19 protein-coding genes and 2 pseudogenes are annotated in these 23,079 nt (G+C 72.9%); 14 read left to right on the plus strand and 7 right to left on the minus strand.

Features of this window, described 5'->3' with window-relative positions:
• Nucleotides 1–68: 68 nt before the first annotated feature.
• The 4 genes from SCAB_RS09695 to SCAB_RS09710 all read left to right on the plus strand — a co-directional run bounded on the left by SCAB_RS09695 (nt 69) and on the right by SCAB_RS09710 (nt 7,434).
• Nucleotides 69–3,158, plus strand: coding sequence for an AfsR/SARP family transcriptional regulator (locus tag SCAB_RS09695; protein WP_012999888.1), 3,090 nt, complete (start codon nt 69–71; stop codon nt 3,156–3,158).
• A gap of 31 nt (nt 3,159–3,189) precedes the next feature.
• A complete protein-coding gene (locus SCAB_RS09700; RefSeq protein ID WP_012999889.1) occupies nt 3,190–5,223 on the plus strand; it encodes an AfsR/SARP family transcriptional regulator in 2,034 nt (677 codons plus the stop codon).
• A 103-nt stretch (nt 5,224–5,326) separates the two neighbouring features.
• Nucleotides 5,327–6,196: a helix-turn-helix domain-containing protein gene (locus tag SCAB_RS09705; protein ID WP_106437246.1), complete on the plus strand. Its 870-nt coding sequence runs from the start codon at nt 5,327–5,329 to the stop codon at nt 6,194–6,196.
• 266 nt (nt 6,197–6,462) lie between these two features.
• The gene (locus SCAB_RS09710; protein ID WP_012999891.1) at nt 6,463–7,434 is read left to right on the plus strand and encodes an alpha/beta hydrolase; all 972 of its coding nucleotides are present in this window, start codon (nt 6,463–6,465) and stop codon (nt 7,432–7,434) included.
• Nucleotides 7,435–7,496: 62 nt separating this feature from the next.
• On the opposite strand, the gene msrB is transcribed toward SCAB_RS09710, so the two are convergent.
• The 4 genes from msrB to SCAB_RS09730 form a co-directional block, all read right to left on the minus strand.
• Nucleotides 7,497–7,904 carry a peptide-methionine (R)-S-oxide reductase MsrB gene (gene msrB / locus SCAB_RS09715; protein ID WP_012999892.1) on the minus strand — a complete coding sequence of 136 codons (408 nt, stop codon included), beginning with the start codon at nt 7,902–7,904 and terminating at the stop codon, nt 7,497–7,499.
• 13 nt (nt 7,905–7,917) lie between these two features.
• Nucleotides 7,918–9,303 carry a UDP-N-acetylmuramate--L-alanine ligase gene (gene murC, locus SCAB_RS09720; protein WP_012999893.1) on the minus strand — a complete coding sequence of 462 codons (1,386 nt, stop codon included), beginning with the start codon at nt 9,301–9,303 and terminating at the stop codon, nt 7,918–7,920.
• 128 nt (nt 9,304–9,431) lie between these two features.
• Nucleotides 9,432–9,887 (minus strand): hypothetical protein, encoded by a 456-nt coding sequence (locus tag SCAB_RS09725; RefSeq protein WP_037724546.1) that lies wholly within the window; start codon nt 9,885–9,887, stop codon nt 9,432–9,434.
• Nucleotides 9,888–10,008: 121 nt separating this feature from the next.
• Entirely contained in the window at nt 10,009–10,839 is an 831-nt protein-coding gene (locus tag SCAB_RS09730; RefSeq protein WP_041669001.1) for a pyrimidine reductase family protein, read from the minus strand.
• Between SCAB_RS09730 and zapE the strand changes: the two genes are divergently transcribed.
• The 5 genes from zapE to SCAB_RS09755 all read left to right on the plus strand — a co-directional run bounded on the left by zapE (nt 10,838) and on the right by SCAB_RS09755 (nt 17,346).
• Nucleotides 10,838–11,992: a cell division protein ZapE gene (gene zapE / locus SCAB_RS09735; RefSeq protein ID WP_049875679.1), complete on the plus strand. Its 1,155-nt coding sequence runs from the start codon at nt 10,838–10,840 to the stop codon at nt 11,990–11,992. The two genes, SCAB_RS09730 and zapE, sit on opposite strands and share 2 nt — an antisense overlap.
• Before the next feature lie 715 nt (nt 11,993–12,707).
• Complete coding sequence (locus SCAB_RS09740; RefSeq protein ID WP_012999898.1) at nt 12,708–13,286, plus strand: carbonic anhydrase; 579 nt, start codon at nt 12,708–12,710, stop codon at nt 13,284–13,286.
• A gap of 56 nt (nt 13,287–13,342) precedes the next feature.
• A complete protein-coding gene (locus SCAB_RS09745; RefSeq protein WP_173402852.1) occupies nt 13,343–14,857 on the plus strand; it encodes a SulP family inorganic anion transporter in 1,515 nt (504 codons plus the stop codon).
• A 170-nt stretch (nt 14,858–15,027) separates the two neighbouring features.
• Nucleotides 15,028–15,864 (plus strand): slipin family protein, encoded by an 837-nt coding sequence (locus tag SCAB_RS09750; RefSeq protein ID WP_037724544.1) that lies wholly within the window; start codon nt 15,028–15,030, stop codon nt 15,862–15,864.
• Between the two features lie 108 nt (nt 15,865–15,972).
• Nucleotides 15,973–17,346: a PhoX family protein gene (locus SCAB_RS09755; protein WP_173402853.1), complete on the plus strand. Its 1,374-nt coding sequence runs from the start codon at nt 15,973–15,975 to the stop codon at nt 17,344–17,346.
• 107 nt (nt 17,347–17,453) lie between these two features.
• On the opposite strand, the gene SCAB_RS09760 is transcribed toward SCAB_RS09755, so the two are convergent.
• Nucleotides 17,454–18,698 carry an RNA-guided endonuclease InsQ/TnpB family protein gene (locus SCAB_RS09760; protein WP_012999902.1) on the minus strand — a complete coding sequence of 415 codons (1,245 nt, stop codon included), beginning with the start codon at nt 18,696–18,698 and terminating at the stop codon, nt 17,454–17,456.
• A 76-nt stretch (nt 18,699–18,774) separates the two neighbouring features.
• Between SCAB_RS09760 and tnpA the strand changes: the two are divergent.
• The 5 genes and pseudogenes from tnpA to SCAB_RS09780 all read left to right on the plus strand — a co-directional run.
• Nucleotides 18,775–19,065 (plus strand): annotated as a pseudogene (tnpA, locus tag SCAB_RS44615) (IS200/IS605 family transposase); the annotation flags it as partial.
• A gap of 126 nt (nt 19,066–19,191) precedes the next feature.
• Nucleotides 19,192–20,012, plus strand: a pseudogene (locus SCAB_RS09765) (helix-turn-helix domain-containing protein).
• Nucleotides 20,009–20,281 carry a DUF397 domain-containing protein gene (locus SCAB_RS09770; protein WP_012999905.1) on the plus strand — a complete coding sequence of 91 codons (273 nt, stop codon included), beginning with the start codon at nt 20,009–20,011 and terminating at the stop codon, nt 20,279–20,281. The pseudogene SCAB_RS09765 and the gene SCAB_RS09770 overlap by 4 nt, the downstream one beginning before the upstream one ends.
• A gap of 39 nt (nt 20,282–20,320) precedes the next feature.
• The gene (locus SCAB_RS09775; protein ID WP_012999906.1) at nt 20,321–21,199 is read left to right on the plus strand and encodes a polysaccharide deacetylase family protein; all 879 of its coding nucleotides are present in this window, start codon (nt 20,321–20,323) and stop codon (nt 21,197–21,199) included.
• 34 nt (nt 21,200–21,233) lie between these two features.
• On the plus strand, nt 21,234–21,425 hold the full coding sequence (locus SCAB_RS09780; protein ID WP_012999907.1) for a hypothetical protein: 192 nt from the start codon (nt 21,234–21,236) through the stop codon (nt 21,423–21,425).
• Here SCAB_RS09780 and SCAB_RS09785 read toward each other — a convergent pair.
• Together SCAB_RS09785 and SCAB_RS09790 are read right to left on the minus strand one after the other, a co-directional pair.
• Nucleotides 21,417–22,088, minus strand: a complete 672-nt coding sequence (locus tag SCAB_RS09785; protein ID WP_012999908.1) for a hypothetical protein — start codon at nt 22,086–22,088, stop codon at nt 21,417–21,419. The two genes, SCAB_RS09780 and SCAB_RS09785, sit on opposite strands and share 9 nt — an antisense overlap.
• Nucleotides 22,088–23,029: an ABC transporter ATP-binding protein gene (locus SCAB_RS09790; RefSeq protein WP_012999909.1), complete on the minus strand. Its 942-nt coding sequence runs from the start codon at nt 23,027–23,029 to the stop codon at nt 22,088–22,090. The genes SCAB_RS09785 and SCAB_RS09790 overlap by 1 nt, the downstream gene beginning before the upstream one ends.
• Nucleotides 23,030–23,079: the final 50 nt, after the last annotated feature.

The raw sequence follows: 23,079 nt of genomic DNA on the forward strand, positions 1-23,079 counted from the left end.
CTTGCACCTCTCACGTATCGTCAGGGGGCGCGGGGAAGATACGAGATACGAGATATCAGGAGGGCCAATTGGCGCTGGAGCCGGTGAGGTTCGCGGTTCTGGGGCCGGTCCGGGTGGAGCGGGCGGGGGCGGAGCCGGTGCCCGGGCGTCCGCAGGAAAGGGCGCTGCTGGCGCTGCTGGCGGTGCGGGCGGGGCAGCCCGTGGCGCTCGCCGAGATCGTCGACGTGCTGTGGGGGCGCCGCCCTCCGGACAGCGCGGTGAATGTGATCAGACGCCATGTGGGCACGCTGCGGCGGCTGTTGGAGCCGGGTCTGCCCAATCGGGCGGCCGGCCGGTGGCTGATACGGGACGCGGGCGGGTACCGGCTCGCGGTCGACGCCGACTCCCTGGACCTGTTGCGGTTCCGCCGGGTGCGGGACGAGGCACGTCGCCTCGGCGCCGACGGCCGTGAGTCGCCGGGCCGGGTCGTGGCGCTGCTCACCGAGGCCCTCGGCCTGTGGCGGGGGCCCCACGTCGCGGCGGGGCTGCCCGAGGAGGTGCGGGAGCGGGCCGGGTTCCGGGCGGTCGACCGTGAACGGCCCGCGGCCCTGCGGGACGCGGCCGACGCGGCGCTGCGCGCCGGAACCCCCGCCGCCGTCCTGTCCCTGCTCCGGCAGGCCGCGGCCGACGACCCCTGCGACGAGCCGCTGCTGGCCCGGCTGGTGCTCACACTGGCCGCCGCCGGGCACGAGGCGGAGGCGCTGAGCACCTACCGGGCCGCCCGCGCGAGACTCGCCGACGAACTGGGCATCGATCCCGGAGCGGAACTCCGCGCCGCCCACGCGACGGTTGTCCGCGCCTCCGGCACGACCGCGCCGGCTCCCTCCGGGGCCGGGGCCGGGGCCGGAGCCGGGGCCGGGGCCGGAGCCGGGGCCGGGGCCCCTGCCGAGGCCGAGGCCGGGACCGGAGCCGAGCCCGGAGCCGGGACCGGAGCCCGAACGAAGGCCCGGACGAAGGCCCGAGCGGAGGCCGGTGCGGAGGCCCGAGCGGAGGCCCGAGCGGAGGCCCGAGCGGAGGCCGACGGCCCGGCCGCACCCCCCGTCGCTCCGACGCCGCCCCCTCCGCCCGCCGCCGTCCCCGCCCAACTCCCCCACGACCTGCCGACGTTCACCGGCCGCCGAGCCGAACTGGAGCAGGTCCTGGCCCTTCTCGACGGCCCCGGCGGCGATCCGGGCGACGCGGGCGACGCCCTGCCCTCCGCCGGCACCGTCGTGATCAGCGCCATCGGCGGAATGGCCGGCATCGGCAAGACCACGCTCGCCGTGCACTGGGCGCATCGCGTCGCGGACCGCTACCCGGACGGCCAGCTCTACGTCAACCTCCGGGGGTTCACGCCCTCGGGTGCCGTGATGCGGGCGGGGGAAGCCGTACGGATCTTCCTCGACGCACTGGGCGTACCGCCGGAACGGGTGCCGCACGGGGTGGACGCCCAGGCCGCGCTGTACCGCAGCCTGCTGGCCGGCCGCCGGTTCCTGGTGCTGCTCGACAACGCGCGGGACACCGAGCAGGTGCGGCCCCTGCTGCCGGGCACGCCCGGCTGCCTCACCATCGTCACCAGCCGCGACCAGCTGTCGGGCCTGGTGTCCGCGCACGGCGCGCACACCCTGGCGCTGCGGCCGCTGGACGCCGGACAGGCACGGGTGTTCCTCGAACGCAGGCTGGGCGCCCGGCGGCTCACGGGTGAGTCGACGGCGGTGGCGGAGATCGCGGCACTGTGCGGCGGGCTCCCGCTGGCGCTGGCCTGTGTCGCCGCGCGGGCCGCCGCCCACCCCGACTTCGCGCTGTCGGCCATCGCGGCGGAGCTGCGCGCGGCGCACGGCAGCCTGGACGCGTTCAGCCGGACGGACGCCTCCGCGAACGTGGGCGCGGTCTTCTCCTGGTCGCTGGCCGCTGTGTCGGCCGAGGCGGCGCGCCTCTTCCCGCTGCTCGCCCTGCACCCCGGGCCGGACTTCTCGGTGTCCGCGACGGCCGCGCTGGCCGGGCTGCCCGCCCGCCGGACCCGGTCGCTCCTCGCCGAGCTGGCCGACGTCCACCTGGTGGGCGAGCCCGCCCCCGGCCGGTACGCCCTGCACGACCTGCTGCGCGCCCACGCGGCCGAACTCCTGGAGGACCGGGTCCCGGACGCCGGGCACGAGGCGGCCGTCGAGCGGCTGTACGCGTACTACCTGCACACCGCGCACGCCACCGAACCGCTCCTCGCCCCGTACGCCGACCCGATGCCCCCGGGGCCGCTGCCCGCCGGGGTCCGCGCCGAGCCGCTCGTCGGCCACGAGCAGTCGCTCGCCTGGCTGACCGCCGAGTATCCGGTGCTGCTCGCCGTCGTCGGGGCGGCGGCCCGGTCCGGCCGCGACCGGTCGGCGTGTCTGCTCGCCTGGTCGCTGGAGCCGTTCCTCGACCGCCGGGGCCACTGGCACGACTGGGCGACGGTCCAGCGGATCGCCCTCGACGCCGCCCTGCGGCTGGCCGACCCCGTGTACGAGGCCCGGGGGCTGCGCGCGCTGGCCCGGGCCGAGAGCCGGCTCGGGCTGCAGGGCTCCGCCCGCCGCCGCCTCGACCGGGCGCTACGGCTCTTCGCCGACCTGGGGGACGACATCGGGCAGGCGGACACCCATCGCAGTCTCGGCTGGACGAGGGACCAGGAGGGCGATCTGCCCGGCGCCCTGCACCACAACCGGCTGGCGATGGACCTGTTCCGGGGCGCGGGCAGCCGGGCGGCGTACGCCAGTGTCCTCAACTCCGTCGGCTGGTACCACGCGCTGCTCGGCGAGTACCGGGAAGCCCTGCGTCACTGCCAGGAGGCCCTGGTCCTGCTCCAGGAGCTCGGCGACCGCTACGGCCAGGCCGCCACGTGGCACACCCTCGCGTACGCCCATGACCAGCAGGGCCGTCATCCCGACGCCCTCGTCGGCTACGGCCACTCCCTGGCCCTCTACCGGGAGCTGGGCGTGCCGTACCTGGAGGCCCGCACCCTCGTCGACATCGGGGACACGCACGCGGCGACGGGCGACCACCGCGCCGCCCACGAGGTCCGGCAGCAGGCCCTCACCCTCCTCATCACCCTCGGGCACCCCGACGCCGACCGGGTACGGGACGTGATCGCGAGCGAGCGGTGCGGGTGACCGGCGGCCCGGGCCTCGCGGGGCGTCGCTGATGCGGTTCGAGGTGCTGGGGCCGCTCAGGGTCCGCCGGAGCGGGACGGAACTCGACCTCGGCTTCCCCCAGCAACGGGCGCTCCTGGCCCTGCTGGTGGTCCGGGCCGGCCGGCCGGTGCCGGCGGGCGAGATCGTGGACGTGCTGTGGCCGGAGCGGGCACCGGCCAGCGCGCGCAACGTGGTGCGCCGGTACGCCGGTTCGCTGCGGCGGCTGCTCGAACCCGGGCTGCCGCCCCGGGCACCCGGACGGCGGCTGCTGCGCGGCGCCGGTGGCTATGTGCTGGAGGCGGCCGAGGACGAGGTCGATCTGCTGCGGTTCCGCGCGCTCACGAAACGGGGCAAGCGGGCGGCGGCCACCGGGCGTTCGGAGGTGGCGTCACGGCACTTCGTGGACGCGCTCGGCGAGTGGCGGGGCCCGGTGGGGATGGGGGTGCCCGCCGCCGTACGGGAGCACGCCGTCTTCGCGGAAGTGGAACGCGAGTTGGCCGCCACGGCACGGATGGCCGCCGACGCCGCGCTGCTGAGCGGTGGCAGTGAGCAGGTGCTGCCCCGGCTGCGGCAGGCCCTCGAACGCGACCCGCTGGACGAGTCGTTGCAGGCCGCCCTCGTCATGGCACTGGCCGCCTCCGGCCTCCAGGCGGAGGCGCTGGCCGCGTACGACCGCGTACGACGGCTGCTGGCCGAGGAGTTGGGGGTGGCGCCCGGCGCGGAACTCGTCGCGGCGCACGGCAGGGTGCTCCGCCAGGAGTGGGGACCGACCCGGTCGCGGGCGACGACGGGTCCGGACCGGGCGACCCACCGGCCGCCCGCGTACCCCGGGGCGTCGGGTCCTTCGCCGCGCCCGCCGGCAGCCGACCCGTCGGCCGCCACCACCGCCACCACCGCAACCACCGCCACAGCTGCTATGACCGCCACGACCGCCGCCGACCGACTACCGCTCGCGTCACCGGTGTTCGTCGGACGGCGCGCCGAACTCGCCCGTCTGGCGGAGATCACGGACACGGCCGCCCCCGCCACCGGGACCGCCCCGGGCACACCCGCCTCCGTGCTGATCAGCGGGATGCCCGGCATCGGGAAGACGGCCCTCGCGCTGCACTGGGCGGACCAGGTGGCCGGACGCTTCCCCGACGGCCGGCTCGACGTCGGGCTGCGGGGGTTCGGCCCCGAAGGGGCACCGCTGGACCCGGCGGCGGCGCTGCGCGCGCTGCTCACCGCGCTCGGGGTGCCCGCCGCGCGGATGCCGGACCGCACGGACTCCCTGGCCGGCCTGTACCGGAGTCTGCTGGCCGGCCGGCGGCTGCTCCTGGTGCTGGACGACGCGGCGGACACCGAGCAGGTACGGCCGCTGCTCCCGGCCTCGCCCGGCTGTCTGACCCTGGTCACCAGTCGCCACGGGCTGGCCGGTCTGATCGCTTCGGGCACCCATCCGCTGCGCCTGGACCTGCCGCCGGCGGCGGACGCGCGCGCGATGCTGGCGGCGCACACCGGCCCCGCCCGGCCCGCCGCCGAGCCCGGTGCGGCCGACGAGATCGTCACCCGGTGCGGCCGGCTGCCGCTGGCCCTGACGCTCGCCGCCGCCCGCGCGGCCGCCCGCCCGGACATCCCGCTCACGGCCCTCGCGGACGAACTCCGGCGCACCCGGGCCAGCCTGGACGCCTTCGCCGCCCCGTCGAGGAGGTCCGCCGCCCCCACCGACCCGGCGGGCCACGGGCGTGAGCCCGGCACGGACCCCGGCGCACCGCCCGACCTGCGCACCGTGTTCGCCCGGTCCTACCGCCGGCTGCCGCCGGAGAGCGCCCGGCTGTTCCGGCTGCTGGCCCGGCACCCGGGGCCCGGTCTGACCCCCGACGCGGCCGCCGCGCTGGCCGGGCTCCCGGCCCGCCGCGCCCGCCTCCTGCTCGACGGCCTCGCCGACGCCCACCTCGTCACCGAGCGCGCGCCCGGCCGCTACGCCCAGCACGAGCTGCTGCGCGTCTTCGCCGCCGAACTGGCGGCCGCCCACGGTCACGGGGCAGGCCCGGAGACCCCGTAGCGGCCGTCGGCACTTCGCCGTCACTCTTTTTTCACATCTCCCTTCCTACGCTCCGAGGGCAGCGGCTGACGCCGTGCTGGAACTGCCCCGGAGGAGAAGAGAGATGACCAGGTCGGACACCGGTTTCGTGGAGACGACGGGCCTGCGTGTCGCCGTCCTCGACGGGGCGGCCGGGGCGTTGCCCGGGGACGGCCGGCCCGCGGCGGACGCGTACCGGCTGACCGGGCGGACCGGCGGCACCTATCTGCTGGTGGGGGTGGGCGGGACCGGCGCCCCGCTCGCCGGGCGGATCCCGGACGTCCATCTCCGGCCGGGCGACATCTGCTTCTACGACGCCGGCCACCCGCCGTCGCCGGATCTGCCCGCGCACTGCCGGCTGAAGGTGTTCCTCGTGTCGCGCGAGGAACTGGGGCTGGAGGACGGCGATCTGCGGCGCGTCGTGGCGGCCCCGGTCGCCCGGACCTCCCGGCTGGGGACACTGCTGTCGCCGTTCCTGTCCGAGCTGGCCGACACGGTCTCCGCCGATCCCCCGGTCGCCGAGATGCTCGCCCGCAACGCCGTGAACCTGCTGGCCACCCTCGCCACGGAACGGTCCGGACAGGACGAGGCGCAGACGCCGGGCGTCCGGTCGCCGATGGTGGCGCGTGTCGTGCGGTTCATCGACGAGCACCTCTCCGACGCGGACCTGTCGCCCGAGGTGATCGCCGGGGCGCACCACATCTCGGTGCGCTATCTGCACAAGCTCTTCCGGGACGAGGGCACGACCGTGGGCCGCTGGATCCAGCGCCGCCGTCTGGAGGAGTGCCGCCGCGACCTCGTGCACGGCCTGCGCAACCGCCGCACCATCGCCTCGGTCGCCGGCCGCTGGGGCTTCCTGAGCGCCACCCACTTCAGCCGGGTGTTCCGGGCGGCGTACGGCATGTCGCCGAGCGAGTGGCGGGACACGGCGGGACACTCCGGCGGGCGGACCTGACCGGCGGCGGCTCGCCCGGTCCGTGCGCTCTCGGACCGGTTCCGGTGCGCCGGCGGGCGATCGCCCACGGCTCTCCGCTTCTAGCCTGCCGGCCTGAGCATGCGCCGGACGCGGACGAGGCACCACGCCCGCCCGCCACACGCCTGTCCCGTCAGACGCACCGCACGGCACCACACATCAGCACACACACCGCACCAGACGCACCAGACGCACCAGACGCACCAGACGCACCAGACGCACCAGACGCACCAGACCAGGAGATCCCCATGTCCGACACCTTCGAGCCGACCCGCCCGGTCCTGGAACCGGCGGCCGCCGCGTTCGCGGAGGCCACCGCCAACCCGCCCTTCCTCTTCGAACTGCCGCCCGCCGAGGGACGGAAGGCGGTGGACGAGGTGCAGTCCGGCGCGATCGCGAAACCGGAGATCGACGAGGAGTGGGTCACCGTCTCGGGCGGTCCGACGGGCAGTGTGCGGGCGCGGATCGTGCGGCCCGCCGGTGCCGAGGGCGTCCTGCCGGTGGTGCTCTACATCCACGGCGCGGGCTGGGTGTTCGGCAACGCGCACACCCACGACCGCCTGGTGCGCGAACTGGCCGTCGGCGCGAACGCCGCCGTGGTCTTCCCCGAGTACGACCTCTCCCCCGAGGCCCGCTACCCGGTCGCCATCGAGCAGAACTACACGGTCGCCAGGTGGGTCGTCGAGCAGGGCGCCTCCAAGGACCTGGACGGCACCCGGCTGGCCGTCGCCGGGGACTCGGTCGGCGGCAACATGACCGCCGCGCTGACCCTGATGGCCAAGCAGCGCGGTGACGTGCCGCTGGTCCAGCAGGTGCTGTTCTACCCGGTGACGGACGCGAGCTTCGACACCGCCTCCTACCACCAGTTCGCGACCGGCTACTTCCTGCGCCGCGACGGCATGCAGTGGTTCTGGGACCAGTACACGGCCGACGAGGCCGAGCGCGCCCAGATCACCGCCTCCCCGCTGCGGGCGGGCGTCGAGCAGCTCAGGGACCTGCCCCCGGCCCTGGTGATCACCGGCGAGGCGGACGTCCTGCGCGACGAGGGCGAGGCGTACGCCAACAAGCTGCGCGAGGCGGGCGTGGCCGTGACCGCCGTGCGTTTCCAGGGCGTCATCCACGACTTCGTCATGCTCGACGCCCTGCGCGGCACACACGCCGCGCAGGCCGCGATCACCCTGGCCACGGGCACGCTGCGCACGGCCCTGCACGGCGGCTGAGCCACCCGGCGACCGGCCCGCCACAGGCCGGTCGCCGTCCGGTCGTCAGCTCTCGTCGGCGGTCAGCTCTCGTCGGCGGTCAGCGTCAGCGAGATGCTGTTGATGCAGTACCGCTGGTCGGTCGGGGTGGCGTACCCCTCGCCCTCGAAGACGTGCCCGAGGTGCGAGCCGCACCGGGCGCAGCGCACCTCGGTGCGGACCATGCCGTGCGACCGGTCGGACAGCAGCTCCACCGCGTCGGTGTCCTTCGGGTCGTAGAAGGACGGCCAGCCGCAGTGCGACTCGAACTTCGTGTCGGAGGTGAAGAGTTCGGCACCGCAGGCGCGACAGGAGTAGACGCCCTTGGTCTTGGTGTCGGTGTACTCACCGACGAACGCGGGCTCCGTGCCGGCCTGCCGGAGCACGGCGTACTCGGCCGGTGTCAGCTCCGCGCGCCACTGCTCGTCCGGCTTCTCGACGTCGTACGACATGCGTCTCAGCCCCTCATTCGGAGAGTCGGTCCAGGATCTGCGGGCCCAGGTCCGTCACGTCACCCGCGCCCATGGTGAGAACGAGATCACCGGGCTTCGCCATTCCCGCGATCGTGCCGGGCACCTCCGCCTTGTCGTGCAGGGCCGTCACGTCCGCGCCCGCGCTCCGCGCCGCCGCGATGATCAGTTCGCTGGTGACTCCGGGGATCGGGTCCTCACGGGCCGGGTAGATGTCGAGGACGACCGAGGCGTCCGCGAGCGCCAGGGACTGCCCCATCTCGGTGCCCAGCTCCTGGGTGCGGGAGAACAGGTGCGGCTGGAAGACCACCAGGATCCGCGCGTCCCCGGCGGCCGACCGCATGGCCTCCAGGTCGGCGGTCATCTCGGTGGGGTGGTGGGCGTAGGAGTCGATCACCTGGACGCCCCGCGCCTCGCCCTTGAGCTGCAGGCGCCGCTTCACCCCGGTGTACGCCGCCAGCGCGGGCGCCAGTTCGGCCGCCGGCACCCCGAGGGCGACGCCCGCGGCCAGCGCGGCCACGGCGTTGTGCGCGTAGTGCCGTCCCGGCACGGACACGGCGAAGGTGATCTCCTGCCCGTCCAGCAGGACCGTGACCTCGCTCTTCAGGCCCTGTGCGACGACCGACAGCACCCGCACGTCGGCGTCCTCGCGCTCGCCGTACGTCACGACGCGCACCCCGGACAGCCGGGAGGTCAGCTCCCGCGCGCCCTCGTGGTCGGCGGAGATCACCAGGGTGCCGCCGGGCACGATCCGGCCCGCGAACGTCTCGAAGGACGCGTAGATCTCGTCCATGGAGGCGTAGTTGGCGTGGTGGTCCAGCTCGACGTTGAGGACGATCGCGACCTCGGGGGCGTACTTGTGGAAGCTCCGGTCGCTCTCGTCCGCCTCGGCGACGAAGATCTCCCCGTCCCCGTGCAGCGCGTTGGACCCGGGCACGTCGAGGTCGCCGCCGATGGCGTACGACGGCTTCAGTCCCAGCTCGCCCAGCGAGACCGCCAGCATGGACGTCGTGGTGGTCTTGCCGTGCGTCCCGGCCACGGCGATCGGCCGCAGACCGTCCATCAGCCGGGCGAGCGCGTCCGACCGGTGGACCACGGGGATCCCCAGCTCGGCGGCGCGGGCCAGCTCGGGGTTGTCGGCCCGGATCGCCGACGACACGACGACGCAGGTGGCGTCGTCCGCGAGGTGGCCCGCCGCGTGCCCGATGTGCACGGTCGCCCCGAGCGCCCGCAGCGCCTCGGCCGTCTCCGACTCCTTGGCGTCGCTGCCGGCGACCTTCGCCCCGCGCTGCGCCAGGATCTTGGCGATCCCGGACATCCCGGCCCCACCGATCCCGATGAAGTGCGGCCGATCCATGGCGGAAGGCAGTCCGGGTGCCATGTCTGTTCTCCAAGCGACGGTACGAAGACGATCCGCGCCCCACAGCAGGCGCGCCCCCACCCTAGCCACACACCTCGGCGCCCATGTAGCCGTGGCCGGGGGCCGCGCCCTCCGGGGGCGCGCCTCGTCTACGCCCGGCTGTGCGAGAACAGCTTCAGCACCGGCACCCCGACCTTGTGCCGCGCCCGGGAGGCCCAGTCCCGGTGGAAGAACTCCTCCACGTAGTGGGGATCGGTGAGCACCAGCACCTCATCGGCCCCCACCTCCTCCACCAGCGACTTCAGCGCGTCCAGCGGGTGGTCCTCGATCAGCCGGCCCTCGGCCTCGCTCCCGGCAGCCCGCAACGCCTGCAACGACACCTCCAGGGCCCGCTCCCCGGCGTCGAGCGCCTGCTCCCCCTCCGGCGTCTCCCCTTCACGGGCCGCCTCGTCCAGTTCGCCGAGGGCGAGGTCGTCGATGGCTCGCAGCAGCCGGTCGGCCTGATTGCCCCGGGGCTGGAGCAGCACATGGAAGAAGGCCCGCTCGTCGCCGTGCAGGTTCGTGACGAACTCCACGTCCGCCGACGTCAGAGCCTTCTCGATCATCAATACGCTGGTGAACGACACCACAGGCGCCCTTCTCGTCGGAGGGCCCCGCGGGCCCTCACTCCTCAGGGTTCTAGTGTGCCCGGCGAACGCTGAACGGAACGGAAGATTCCGCCCGCTTTCACGTACGACGGTAACGACCGAACAGGAACCCGCCCTCCTCCAGCAGCGAGGCGAGCGCGAAGCGCTTGGGCACCTGCACGGAGGGTCCTCCGGCGATCCGCTGGGCGTCCCCGGCCGTGAGCATCGGCGACACGGTCAGACACAGTTCGTCGAGGACGTCGGAGGCGATCAGCTGCCCCAGCAGCCGGGGCCCGCCCTCGCCGAGCAGGCGGGTCAGCCCCAGGCCCGCGAGGGCCCGTACGGCGCGCGCGGGGTCGACCCCCGCGCCGTCGCCGGCGACCAGGACCCGGACACCGGCCTTCTCGGCGGCCGCCACCCGGTCGGAGGGCGCGGCGGCACCGGTCAGCAGGAGGGTGGGGACGGAGGACGAGGCGAACAGCGGCAGCGAGAAGTCCAGGTCCAGACTCGCGCTCACCACGGCGACGGCCGGCGCGGGCGTCTGCCCGGCCGCCCGGCGCGCCTCGGCGAACGCCTCGCGCGCCCGGGCCGGGCGGTACCCCTCCTGGCGTACGGTCTCCGCGCCGACGACCACCACGTCCGCGAGCCCCCGCAGGGTGCCGAAGATCCGCATGTCGGCGTCGCTGGAGATCGGCTGCGAGCGGCCGTCGTGCTGGGCGGCGCCGTCGAGCGTGGACACCATGTTGACGCGCAGCCACGGCTCCCGGCCGCCCGGCGCCGCCGCGGGATAGGCGTACGCGGCGGCCAGCTCGGCGAGGCTCCACTCCCGGTCGGCGGAGCCGGGCGTCCGTACCGCGGCCGCCTCCGCACCGCCGGCCGCGCCGGGTGCCGGGGCCACTGTCTCTTCGGTCACAGGGAACAGGCGTCGCATGTCCTGCAGTCTGGCACGACCCTTAGACTCGGTAACCGTGTCGTCGTCCTCAGCCACCGTGTCCGGAATCGGCCCGATACCCGAAGCGGGCCCCTCGTCCCTGTGCACCCGCGAGCCCCATGTCCCCGCGGACCGGCTCGTCGCCGAGATGGTGCCGCCGCCCCGCTTCGACGCGGTGCGCTTCGACACGTACCTCCCGGACCCGAACCAGCCCAGCCAGACCGAGGCCGTCCGCGTCCTGAGCGGTTTCGCGGCGGGCCTCGGCGGGGCGCACGCGACCGGCGCGGGCAGGCGCGGCCTCCTCGGCTCCCTCGGCTTCGGCAGGGCGAAGGCCCCCAAGGTCCCGGCGGGCCCGCGCGGTGCCTACCTGGACGGCGGTTACGGCGTCGGCAAGACCCACCTCCTCGCCTCCCTGTGGCACGCCACCCCGGCCGAGCCCTCGCTCAAGGCCTTCGGCACCTTCGTGGAGCTGACGAACCTGGTCGGCGCCCTCGGTTTCCAGAAGACGGTCCAGACGCTCTCGGGGCACCGCCTGCTGTGCATCGACGAGTTCGAGCTGGACGACCCGGGCGACACCGTCCTGGTCTCGACCCTGCTCGGCAAGCTGGTCGACGCGGGCGTGGCCCTGGCCGCCACCTCGAACACGCTGCCGGGCAAGCTCGGCGAGGGCCGGTTCGCGTCGGTCGACTTCCTGCGCGAGATCCAGGGCCTGTCGGCCCACTTCCGCTCGCTGCGCATCGACGGCGAGGACTACCGCCACCGCGGTCTGCCCGAGGCCCCGGCGCCGTACTCCGACGAGGAGGTCACCAAGGCGGCGTACGCCACCGAGGGCGCCTCGCTCGACGACTTCCCGCATCTGCTGGACCACCTCGCGCGTGTCCACCCGAGCCGGTACGGCGCGCTCACGGACGGTCTGAAAGCGGTCTGCCTGACCGACGTCCAGCCGGTCCCGGACCAGTCGACGGCCCTGCGGCTCGTGGTGCTCGCCGACCGGCTGTACGACCGCGAGGTGCCCGTGCTCGCCTCCGGGCTCCCCTTCGACCGGCTGTTCAGCGAGGAGATGCTGAACGGCGGCTACCGCAAGAAGTACTTCCGCGCCATCTCGCGCCTCACCGCCCTCGCGCGCGACGCGAAGCGACTCGTGGAGCACTGATCCCACCAGCAGCGATCACGTACCGCCCCTGACGAACTCCCCCAGGTCAAGGGTCGATTTCGGCCAACCCGCCCACGCTTTTCAGGCTCTCTTCAGCTCGCAACGTTAAGTTAACCCTGCAAACAACTTTGCAGGGTTAACGTGTTTCTTGACCAGTGATTGACCAACGGTTGACCAACTCGGGCACCTGTGGACGCGTGGAAGACAGCGAGAACTGCCAGGGAGGAGGCCCCTTTTGCGTGGTACGACGACCCGGACCGCTCTGTCGGCCCTAGCCGCCGTCCTGCTCACCCTCACGTTCTTCGCTCCCGCGGCTTCCTTCGCAGCCGCGCACACACCGGGTCATGTCAAGGCCAAAGCCGAGCCCGGAAACACTCCCACCGCGAAGCCGGTGCGTGACAAGGCGGCCACCCACCGCACATGCGCACCCGTTCAGGACCCGACCGGTCCGCTCCGCACCCGCGACCGGCATCGCGCGGCACCGCACACCGTTCCCGGTCCCCCCGCGCGTCCGTCGCGGGAGGAGGACCCGACGGCCACGAGCCGGTCCGAACCTCCCTCGCCCCGGCACCCCCGGGCGGCGAGATCCCGTACGGCCCCCACCCCGGCCGCTCTCCAGGTCTTCCGCTGCTGAGCCACGTCAGCCCGTTCCCCCCACACCTTGCCGTGCGAGCCCGACGCGCCGCCGAGGCGCGCCAGGAGGAGTCACCCCATCATGCAGCCCCTCATCGACAACGCCCGTACCTTCGGACAGCGCCCTGAGGAGTTCGCCAGGCTGGCCGAAGGCCAGTCCCCCGAGGTCCTGTTCATCACCTGCTCCGATTCGCGGGTCGTCCCGGCCCTGATCACGGGCGCCCGCCCCGGCGAGCTCTTCGAGCTGCGCACCGCCGGCAACATCGTCCCCCCGTACGCCCCCGAGCGCCCCACCGGCGAGACGGCCACCATCGAGTACGCCGTGGAGGTCCTCGGCGTCACCGACATCGTGGTCTGCGGGCACTCGCACTGCGGGGCCGTCGGCGCCCTGGTGCGCGGCGACGACCTGGACGCCGTACCGGCCGTCCGGGACTGGCTGACCCACGCCACCCCGCGCCCCGAGGGGGCCGTCGAGGACCCGGCCGTCGCCGACGGTGTGCAGAACCACGTCCTCAGCCAGCTGCTGCGCCTGCGGTCCTACCCGTGCGTGGAGAAGCGTCTCGCCGACGGCCGGCTGCGGCTGCGCGGCTGGTACTACGAGGTCCACACCGGTGCGGTGCGCGAACACCGCGCGGACACCGACCGGTTCGAGACCCTGTGAGCGAGGGCCAGGTGTCCGAGACGACCGACCAGACCTCCGAGAGCTCCAGGACCTCCATGTCTTCCGCATCCTCCCCGTCCCCCCTCATATCCCGGTTCCCCCATCTGCGACAGGACCTCGGCGCCTCGCTCGTCGTGTTCCTGGTCGCCCTCCCGCTGTGCGTGGGCGTCGCCGTCGCCTCCGGTGTCCCGGCCGAACTCGGCCTGGTCACCGGCATCGTGGGCGGACTCGTCGCCGGTCTGATGCCCGGCAGCAGCCTCCAGGTCTCCGGCCCGGCGGCCGGGCTGACCGTGCTGGTCTTCGAGGCGGTACGCCAGTTCGGGCTGCCCGCCCTCGGCGTGATCGTGCTCGCCGCCGGTCTGCTCCAGCTCGCCATGGGCGCGCTGAAGCTGGGCCGCTGGTTCCGCGCGATCTCCGTCTCCGTGGTCGAGGGCATGCTCGCCGGCATCGGCCTCGTGATCATCGCGGGCCAGCTCTACGCGGCGGCCGGGCTGAAGGCTCCCGCCTCCGGCATCGACAAGCTCGCGGGTCTGCCCGGAGCCTTCGTCGAGGCGCTGGGCAGCACCGCCGCGCTCGCCTCGCTGGCGATCGGCGCGGGCACCGTCGCCGTGATGGTGCTGTGGAAGCGGCTGCCGAAGAAGGCCCAGCTGGTCCCCGGCGCCCTCGCCGCGGTCCTGCTGGCCACGCTCGCCTCCCTGGCCTTCGACCTGCCGGTGGCGAACGTCGAGGTGAAGGGGCTGCTGGACGCCATCCAGCCCCCGGGCCTCGACGCCTTCGGCGAGCTGGCGGACGTGGCGATCCTCGGCACGATCCTCGCCTTCACCCTCATCGCCTCCGCCGAGAGCCTGTTCAGCGCGGCGGCCGTGGACCGGATGCACCACGGTCCGCGCACCGAGTACGACAAGGAGCTGATGGCCCAGGGCGCGGGCAACACCGTGTGCGGGCTGCTGGGCGCGCTGCCGATGACGGCCGTGATCGTACGCAGCTCCGCCAATCTCCAGGCCGGTGCGCGGACCAAGGCGTCCCGGGTCCTGCACGGTGTCTGGCTGCTGCTCTTCGCGGCCCTGCTGCCGGGCGCCCTCGCCCTGATCCCGCTGCCCGCCCTGGCCGGCATCCTGGTCCACGCGGGCTTCAAGCTGATCCCGTTCCGCGGGGTCGTCTCCCTGTGGCGCACCCACCGGGGCGAGGCGCTGATCCTGGTGGCCACGGCGGTGGCGATCGTCGCGGTCAACATGTTCGAGGGCGTGCTGATCGGTCTGGCCCTCTCCGTGGCCAAGACCGCCTGGGAGGCCTCGCACATCAAGCTGGAGATCATCGACAAGGGCGCGGGTCCCGTCCAGGCGTACCTCTCCGGCAACGCGACCTTCCTGCGCCTGCCGAAGATCCTCGACAACCTGGAGTCCCTGCCCCAGGACCGTCCGGTGGAGCTGCACCTCACCGGTCTGCACCACCTCGACCACGCCTGCCGCACGGCCCTGGAGAACTGGGCCTCCCGCCACAGCGCGACCGGTACGGAGCCGGTGCGCATGACGGTGCCGGACCAGGAGAAGGCGACGTCAGCACCGTCCTGACCTGCAGCACCCCGTGTCGCCCCAGCTCGCCCTTCCACGGGCATTCGTACCGCTGGGGCGGCACGCCGTGGGCGCGGGCGGCCCTCTGTGAACGCGGGCATTCGCCTACGTCCTCACCCGCGACATATCGTGGTATTCCCATGGACATGGGACGGCTCAAGGGGGTCGTCATGCTAGAAGAACTGCTCGTGGCCGCCGCGGCGGTCGCCTCCGCCGGCGCCGTGTACGTCGTGGCCGCCGCCCGGGTCGTCAAGCAGTACGAGCGGGGCGTGGTCTTCCGGCTGGGCCGCCTGCGCGGTACCCCGAGGACCCCCGGATTCACCATGGTCGTCCCCGGCGTCGACCGCATCCGCAAGGTCAACATGCAGATCGTGACGATGCCCGTGCCCGCCCAGGAGGGCATCACCCGCGACAACGTCACGGTCCGTGTCGACGCGGTGGTCTACTTCCAGGTCGTCGACGCGGCGAACGCGGTCGTCCAGGTCGAGGACTACCGCTTCGCCGTCTCCCAGATGGCCCAGACCTCCCTGCGGTCGATCATCGGCAAGAGCGACCTCGACGACCTGCTCTCCAACCGGGAGAAGCTCAACCAGGGCCTGGAGCTGATGATCGACAGCCCGGCCGTGGAGTGGGGGGTCACCATCGACCGCGTGGAGATCAAGGACGTCTCCCTCCCCGACACCATGAAGCGCTCGATGGCCCGCCAGGCCGAGGCCGACCGTGAACGCCGGGCCCGCATCATCAACGCGGACGCGGAGCTGCAGGCGTCCAGGAAGCTCGCGGAGGCCGCGCAGCAGATGTCCGAGCAGCCCGCCGCCCTCCAACTCCGCCTGCTGCAGACGGTGGTGGCGGTCGCGGCGGAGAAGAACTCCACCCTCGTCCTGCCCTTCCCGGTGGAACTGCTCCGCTTCCTGGAACGAGCCCAGGCAGGCCCCCCGCCGGAGCCGCCCCAGCCGCCCCGGGCGCCCTCCCCGCCCCCCGTGTCCCCGCCCCCGCCGACCGAGTGACACGGGACCGACTCCTCCGCTTCCCTCTACGCGCGTGGTTCACGTGGCCGTGACCGCGTGATACACACATGCGGGTCACATCCTGTCCGCCAACAGGAAGGTCCCCCCATGTCAGTGACCCGCCGTCAGGCCCTCGCCCGTTCCGGCGCGGGCATCGCGGGCATCGCGTTCACCGGAGCCCTCTCCGAACTCTTCGCGGGCTCCGCAGCCGCACAGAGCGACCTCGGCCACTCCGGCTACGGCCCCCTGGTTCCCGACCCGAACGGCCTGCTCGACCTGCCGAAAGGTTTCCGCTATCAGGTCCTCTCCCGCGAGGGCGACGCCCTGCGCTCCGGCGAGGGTCTGGTCCCCAGCAACCACGACGGCATGTCCGCCTTCCCCGGCAGACACGGGCGGGTCCACCTCGTCCGCAACCACGAGAACCGGCACACCGGCCGCATCCCGGTCCCCACGGTCGAGGGCCTGACCTACGACCCGATGGGCAAGGGCGGCTGTACGTCCCTGACGCTCGACGCCCGCGGCAAGGTCCTCGCGGAGGGCGTCGCCATCGCCGGCACGGCCGTCAACTGCGCGGGCGGACCCACCCCTTGGGGCACCTGGCTGACCTGCGAGGAGACCGAGGACAGGGCCGGCACCAACGGCTACACCAAGGACCACGGCTTCATCTTCGAGGTGGACGCGGCCGACCCGCGCCGCTCGGGTGCCGTGCCCCTGACCGCGATGGGCCGCTTCCAGCACGAGGCCATCGCCGTCGACCCCAAGCGGGGTGTGGTCTACGAGACGGAGGACGCCTTCCAGCGCCCCTTCGGCCTCTTCTACCGCTTCCTCCCCGAGAAGCCCAAGGGCGGCCTCGGTTCACTCCGTGCGGGCGGCCGGCTCCAGGCGATGCGGGTGCCCGGCGTACCGGACCTGTCCCCCATCCAGGACCCCGGGGCCTGCTTCGAGGGCATCGAGTGGGTCGACGTCCCCGACCCCCTGGCCACGACGACGGCCATCCGCCACCAGGACTTCGGCCCCAAGGGCATCACCCACGCGCAGAAGCTCGAAGGCTGCTACTGGGGCGGGCGCTGCGTGTACTTCGTCTCCTCCTTCGCCCGCAGCGCGGACGGCTCGGCCGCCGACCACTACGGCCAGATCTGGCGCTACGACCCCGACCACCGCACCCTCACCCTGGTGATCGCCTTCGGCCCCGACACCGACCTCCAGCTCCCCGGCGAGTCCCCCGACAACATCTGCCTCGCCCCCTCCGGCGGCCTCATGGTCTGCGAGGACGGCAACGGCGCCCAGCACGTCTACGGGGTCACCCGCCACGGCGAGGTCTACGCCATGGCCCGCAACGCCCAGAACATCGGCACCCCGGAAGAGCCCGAATGGGGCGAGTTCGCGGGCGTCACGTTCTCCCCCGACGGCCGGACGATGTACGTCAACTGCTACACCCCGGGAACGACGTTCGCGGTGACGGGGCCCTGGCGCCGCACCTGACCGGAGCCGAGCGGGGTCGATGAGGACACGCATGTACGGCACGTCGCCGTACATGCGTGTGTGTGTTGTTGTGTTCGATGGACAGCACGCTTGACGTGCTCCCTGGCCTAAAGTCCAGGGATTCCGGCCCGGGTCGTCTGCCCCTTCCGGAGACTTCCTGCTTCACCGCGCTGTGCGGGCACGGGTGCCCGTCTTACCGGCGCTCCACAGGCGTTTAGCGTCTCCGCCCGTCCGGCGGCGACGATGCGGCGTCCTTCGAAGAGGACGTTGCGGGCTGCGTTGTGGTCGCGGTCGAGCACGGTGCCACAGCCCCTGCACGTCCACTCCCGGACGTCCAGGGGTTTGGGACCGTCCCGGAATCCACAGGCCGAGCAGACCTGAGAGGACGGGAAAGCGCGGTCCACCTTGGCGAAGGTGCGGCCGTGCAGAGCTGCCTTGTACTCCAGCATGCCGACGAACGCGGACCATCCCGCGTCGTGCACGGACTTCGCGAGCCGAGTGCGGCCGAGGCCGGACACCGCGAGGTCTTCCACGTACACCGCTTGGTTGTCGCGAATGATCTGTGTGGATGCCTTGTGGTGCCAGTCCCGACGCCGGTCGGCCACCTTGGCGTGCTGGCGTGCGACCTTGATGCGGGCCTTGGCCCGGTTCTTCGATCCCTTGGTCTTACGGGACAGCTCCCGCTGGAGACACTTGAGTTTCTTCTCCGCCCGGCGCAGGAAGCGCGGGCTGTCGATCTTCCTGCCATCGGACAGGACGGCGAAGGCGGACAGGCCGAGGTCGATACCGGCATCGGTCTCCAGCTCGGGCAGGCTGTCCGGCTCGGTGTCCACCACGAAGCTGAGGAAGTACCGGCCGCAGCTGTCCTTGGTGACGGTCAGGGACGTGGGTGCGGCCGGCAGGCGGCGGGACCACTTGACCTTGAGGTTGCCGACCTTGGCCACGTACACCGTGCCGTTGCCCTGGAGGGAGAAGGCGTTGGCGTTGAGGCGGACCGACTGACGGGTGTCCTTCTTCGTTTTGTAGCGGGGAGGGCCGACCTTGCGGCCCTGCCGCTTGCCCTTGAGGCTGTCGAAGAAGTTCTTGTAGGCGGTGTCCAGGTCCCGCAGGGACTGTTGCAGTACGACCGCTGAGACGTCGGCGAGCCAGGCGCGTTCCTCGGTGCGCTTGGCCTGGGTGATCCGAAGCCGGGACAGCTCGGCCGACTTCACATACGGCAGCCCTGCCGCGTGCGCTTCCTTGCGGTCGCGCAGGCAGTCGTTCCACACCACGCGGGCGCACCCGAACGCACTTGCCAGCGCGCAGCGCTGGGCGGCATCCGGGTAGGCCCGGTAGTTGTAGCGGAGCTGCATAACCAAGACGCTACTAACGATTGCCCTCATGGATGGACAGAACGACTAAAGACGGGGCAGACACGTTCTTTCGGCAATGCATGTGCACTTGGTCTTCGTGACGAAGTACCGGCGTGGGGTGTTCAACGACGAGACAGTGACACGCAGCGAAGAGATCATGCGTGAGATCTGCGAGGACTTCGAGGCGGAGTTGAAGGAGTTCAACGGCGAACGCGATCACGTCCACCTGCTGGTGCACTATCCGCCGAAGGTCGCCGCCTCCAAGCTGGTCAACAGCCTCAAAGGCGTCTCTGCCCGCCGGATACGGCAGGAGTTCACCGGCCGGATCAACCGCGCCATGATGCATGAACACCATTGGTCGCCCTCATGCAGTCTTGAGGTGCATTCGTCCCCGGCGTGCACGCCGGGGCTTTCTGCAGAAGTCCCGGTAACCGTTCGTCACTCTGCGCGAGTTGATCGTGGGGAGACCCGGCGCATCTGGAGGTGGCCGAGCATGAGCGTCGACTGGGAACCCGACCCGTCCGACAGTCTGAGACGTTCGGGGCGTTCGTGCAGGCACTGCGGGAGCATCACGGGCACACGAGGGAACAATTCGCGCCGCTGGTGCGGTTCAGCGTCCATACGGTCGCCTCGATCGAGCTGGGGCGGCGGATGGCGGACGAGGTGTTCGTCGAGCGGGCGGACGAAGTGCTGGGCGGGACGGGGGCGTTGCGGAGGGCGGGCAAGCATCTGTCGCGCCAGCCGGGGCTGGCCTCGTGGTTCCGGAAGTGGGCGCGGCTGGAGGGCCAGGCGGTCAGTCTGAGTACGTACGAGTGCCGGTTGGTGCCGGGACTGTTGCAGTCGGAGCCGTATGTGCGGGCGGTGTTCGGGGAGAGCATCCCGCCCCGGACCGACGAACAACTCGAAGCCCAGGTGACCGCCCGCATGGAACGACAGCGGCTGTTCCGGGAACTGCCCCACACCTCGTTCAGCTTCATCATCGAAGAGGCCTTCCTGCGTCGGGAGTTGGGGGGCCCGGAGGTGACACGCGGGATGCTTGACCATCTGCTGGAGCGCATCCGGCTGCGGAACGTCGTCGTTCAGGTCATGCCGCTGAACAGCAGGCATCACGCCTGTCTCGATGGGCCTCTACGACTCCTTGAGCTGCCGGACGGACGACGCCACGCCTACGCGGAAGGACAGAAGAGCGGTCGCCTGATCTCCGACGTGAAAGAGGTCGGTGTGCTCTGTCAGCGGTATGCGACACTGCGCTCGCAGGCCCTCAGCCCGGCTAACTCCGAGGGCTTGTTGGAGCGAATGCGAGGAGCGCAATGAGCAGGTCGGAACTCGCCTGGTTCAAGAGCAGCTACAGCGGGACGCAGGGCGACAGCTGCGTCGAGATCGCCCTCCACTGGCGAAAGTCGACGTACAGCGGCACCGAGGGCGACGACTGCGTAGAAGTCGCCACCCTTCCCTCCGCCGTCCACGTGCGTGACTCCAAGGTCCCCGGCAGCCCGGAGCTGGTTCTGTCGACCGCCGCAGGGGAGCCCTTCGTCGCCCAGGCGGGTGACTTCGTGCCGGACTCCCTGTCGTTCGGCGGCTGAACCGACAGTCGGACGACCTCATCGCCGTACGTTCGTACGGTGATCAGTCCTGTACGAAGAATCACCGCGCTCTGTGCGGTCGGCGTGCTCGGCGCCGCCCTCGCCGCCTGTGGCACCCCGCAGGCCTCGACACGCATCGTCACCGCCACCGCCAGCCCCTCGGCGGCCACGGCGTCCCGGCCGCCCACGCTCGCGCCGGGCCCGGCCGGGCTGACCCCGGTGTTCGAGCACGGCCCGCGGACGACGGCGGACAAGACCGTCGCGCTCACCTTCGACGCCGACATGACCGCGGACCAAGGGGACCGGGCCGCCGCCGGTGAGCGGTTCGACAATCCCGAGCTGATCGCGGCGCTGCGCCGGCTGAAGGTTCCGGCCACGCTGTTCATGACGGGGCGGTGGGTCGAGGAGTACCCGATCCAGGCGCGGTCCATCGGACGGGACCCCCTGTTCGAGGTGGCGAACCGCTCGTACAGCCATCACGCCTTCACCGAGGACTGCCACGGCCTGCCGACCATGGCGCCGGGACGCATGCGGGCCGACCTGGAGCGCGCCTACCGCGTGTTCCGGGAGGCGGGCGTGACGGAGCCGATGCCGTACTTCCGGTTCCCCGGCGGCTGCTACGACAGCCGCGCGCTGCGCAGTCTCAGCGCGTCCGGGGTGACGGCCGTGCAGTGGGACGTGGTGAGCGGGGACGCGTTCGCGACGGACGCGGACGACGTGGTGCGGCAGGTGCTGGACGGGGTGCGGCCGGGGTCGGTCGTGGTCATGCACTGCACGCGCAGTGCCGCCCCGGTCACGGAGAAGGCCGTACGGAGGATCGTGCCGGTGCTCCGGGCCCGCGGCTACCGGTTCGTGAAGGTGTCCGACCTGGTCGGCACGGCGGCGACGGAGACGGCCGCGGCGGCCGTCGCGCGCTGAGGGGACGCCCGCCCGGCCGTTCTACGCTGGACGGATGAGTGACTACCGGGGAGCTGAAGAGACGATCGCGGCTCAGGGGTCCGCCCCTGCCGCGGACGGGGCGGAGCCCTTCGCCGAGTGCGTCCTGTGCCGGAAGCCCACCGAGTACCCGGAGTCCCACAGGGGGATCGCGCTGTGCCCGGTGTGCGAGTGGCGGGAGGCCGAGCGGGCGGCCTGTTCAGGCTGAGCGGCGGGTCGTCAGGGCGCACGCCACGGCGGTCGCGGCCGCCGTGAGCAGACCGGCCGCGACCAGCGGCAGGACGGGGACCGGGACGGCCGCCCGCCGCGAGCCGTCGACCAGGGCGGTGACCGCGATCCGGGCCGGGGAACCGGCCACGACCAGGGCCAGCAACGCCCCCAGCAGCAGGGAAGGCACGGACCGGCCCGGCGAGCGGAGCAGGGGCCAGTTCGTGAGCGCGCCGACGGCCGTGCCGAGGAGGGCGCAGGCCAGCGCGGCCAGCAGGCCGGCGCCCGCCGCGGGAAGCGACTCGACGCGGGTCTGGTGGTCCGTGCTCGTGGGCGCGCTGATGAGCGCGACGAGGACCGTGGCCGCCGTCCCGAGGAGCGCGGCCGCCGAGAACGCCACCAGCACACAGGCCAGGTGCGCGCGGCCGGGTCCGGCCGCGGCACCCGTGCAACTGCGGGCCGCGGGCGGCTCGTTGGTGACGCAGATCCGCATCAGCCAGGCGGCGACGGGCAGCAGCGCGGCGGCCGTGTAGCCGAGCGAGTCGAGCACCGGCTGCCCCTTCTGCACCCCGATGGCGAGGAACGCCGCGTACAGGATGACGGGCGGGAGCCAGCGCTGGGAGCGGACGAGGAGGGCCGCCTGGTAGCGGAGGAGGGCGTTCATCAGGCGCGTTCGCCTTCCAGTGCGGGTTCCGGTGCGGGGTCGGGTGCGGCCGGGGGCGCGGGTGCCTGGCCCACGCTCACCACGTGCCAGGGCGGGCGGGCCTCCAGCAGCGCCCTGAGCAGCGCGTCCGAGGCCGCCGCCGGGACGGTGAACCGGTGGGTCCCCGCGCCGCCCTCCTCGACCGTCGTCGCCAACTTCGCGATCTGCTCAGGTACTTGGTGCCCTGAGGCGCCGCTTCCCTCGACGACGACAGCGGCAGCGGCAGCGGCAGCGGCAGCGCGGGTGTCCTCCGCACCCGTCCCCGTCTCGTTCCCCTCCCGGAGCGCGAGCGCGCCCCCGACCACCGCGTAGACCGCGTCCGGCGCCCCCGCGAGCCGCCCCGGATCGTGGTCCACGAACACCACCGCGGCCCCGGCGGCGGTCCGCTCGACGACCACGCGCTCCAGCTCCTCCCGGGCGTCGGCGTCCAGCCCGGTCCACGCCTCGTCGAGGACGAGCAACTCCGGCGCGGCGAGCAGGGCCTGCGCCACGGCGACCTTCTGGCTGCTGCCCTTGGACAGCTCCTCCATCGGCGTCCGGGCGTACTCGGCCGCTCCGAAGCGCTCCAGCCACTCGGTGGCGGCGCGGGCCGCGGCCGGGCGGTCGAGGCCGTGGACGGCACCGAGGTGGGTGAGGTACTCGGCGGCGGTGAACGGCAGCGCGGCGGGGAAGCGTTCGGGGACGTACGCCGTGCGCGGGCGCCCCGTGGCCCGGCCCACCGTGGGCGCGTCGAGTCCGGCGAGGACGCGGAGCAGCGTCGACTTGCCGGTGCCGTTCGCACCCTCGACCCGGGTCAGCGTGCCGGGGGCGATCTCCAGGTCGACATCGCGCAGCACCCAGGGGCCACGGAATCCGTAGCGGCGGCCGACACCTTCCAGCCTCAGCAGTAACTCACGTTCCATGGCCCCATCCTCGTACAGACGGGCGAGTGCGGGTCGGGGGAGGGCCCCTT

This window comes from Streptomyces scabiei 87.22 (assembly GCF_000091305.1).
Classification (GTDB): Bacteria; Actinomycetota; Actinomycetes; order Streptomycetales; family Streptomycetaceae; genus Streptomyces; species Streptomyces scabiei.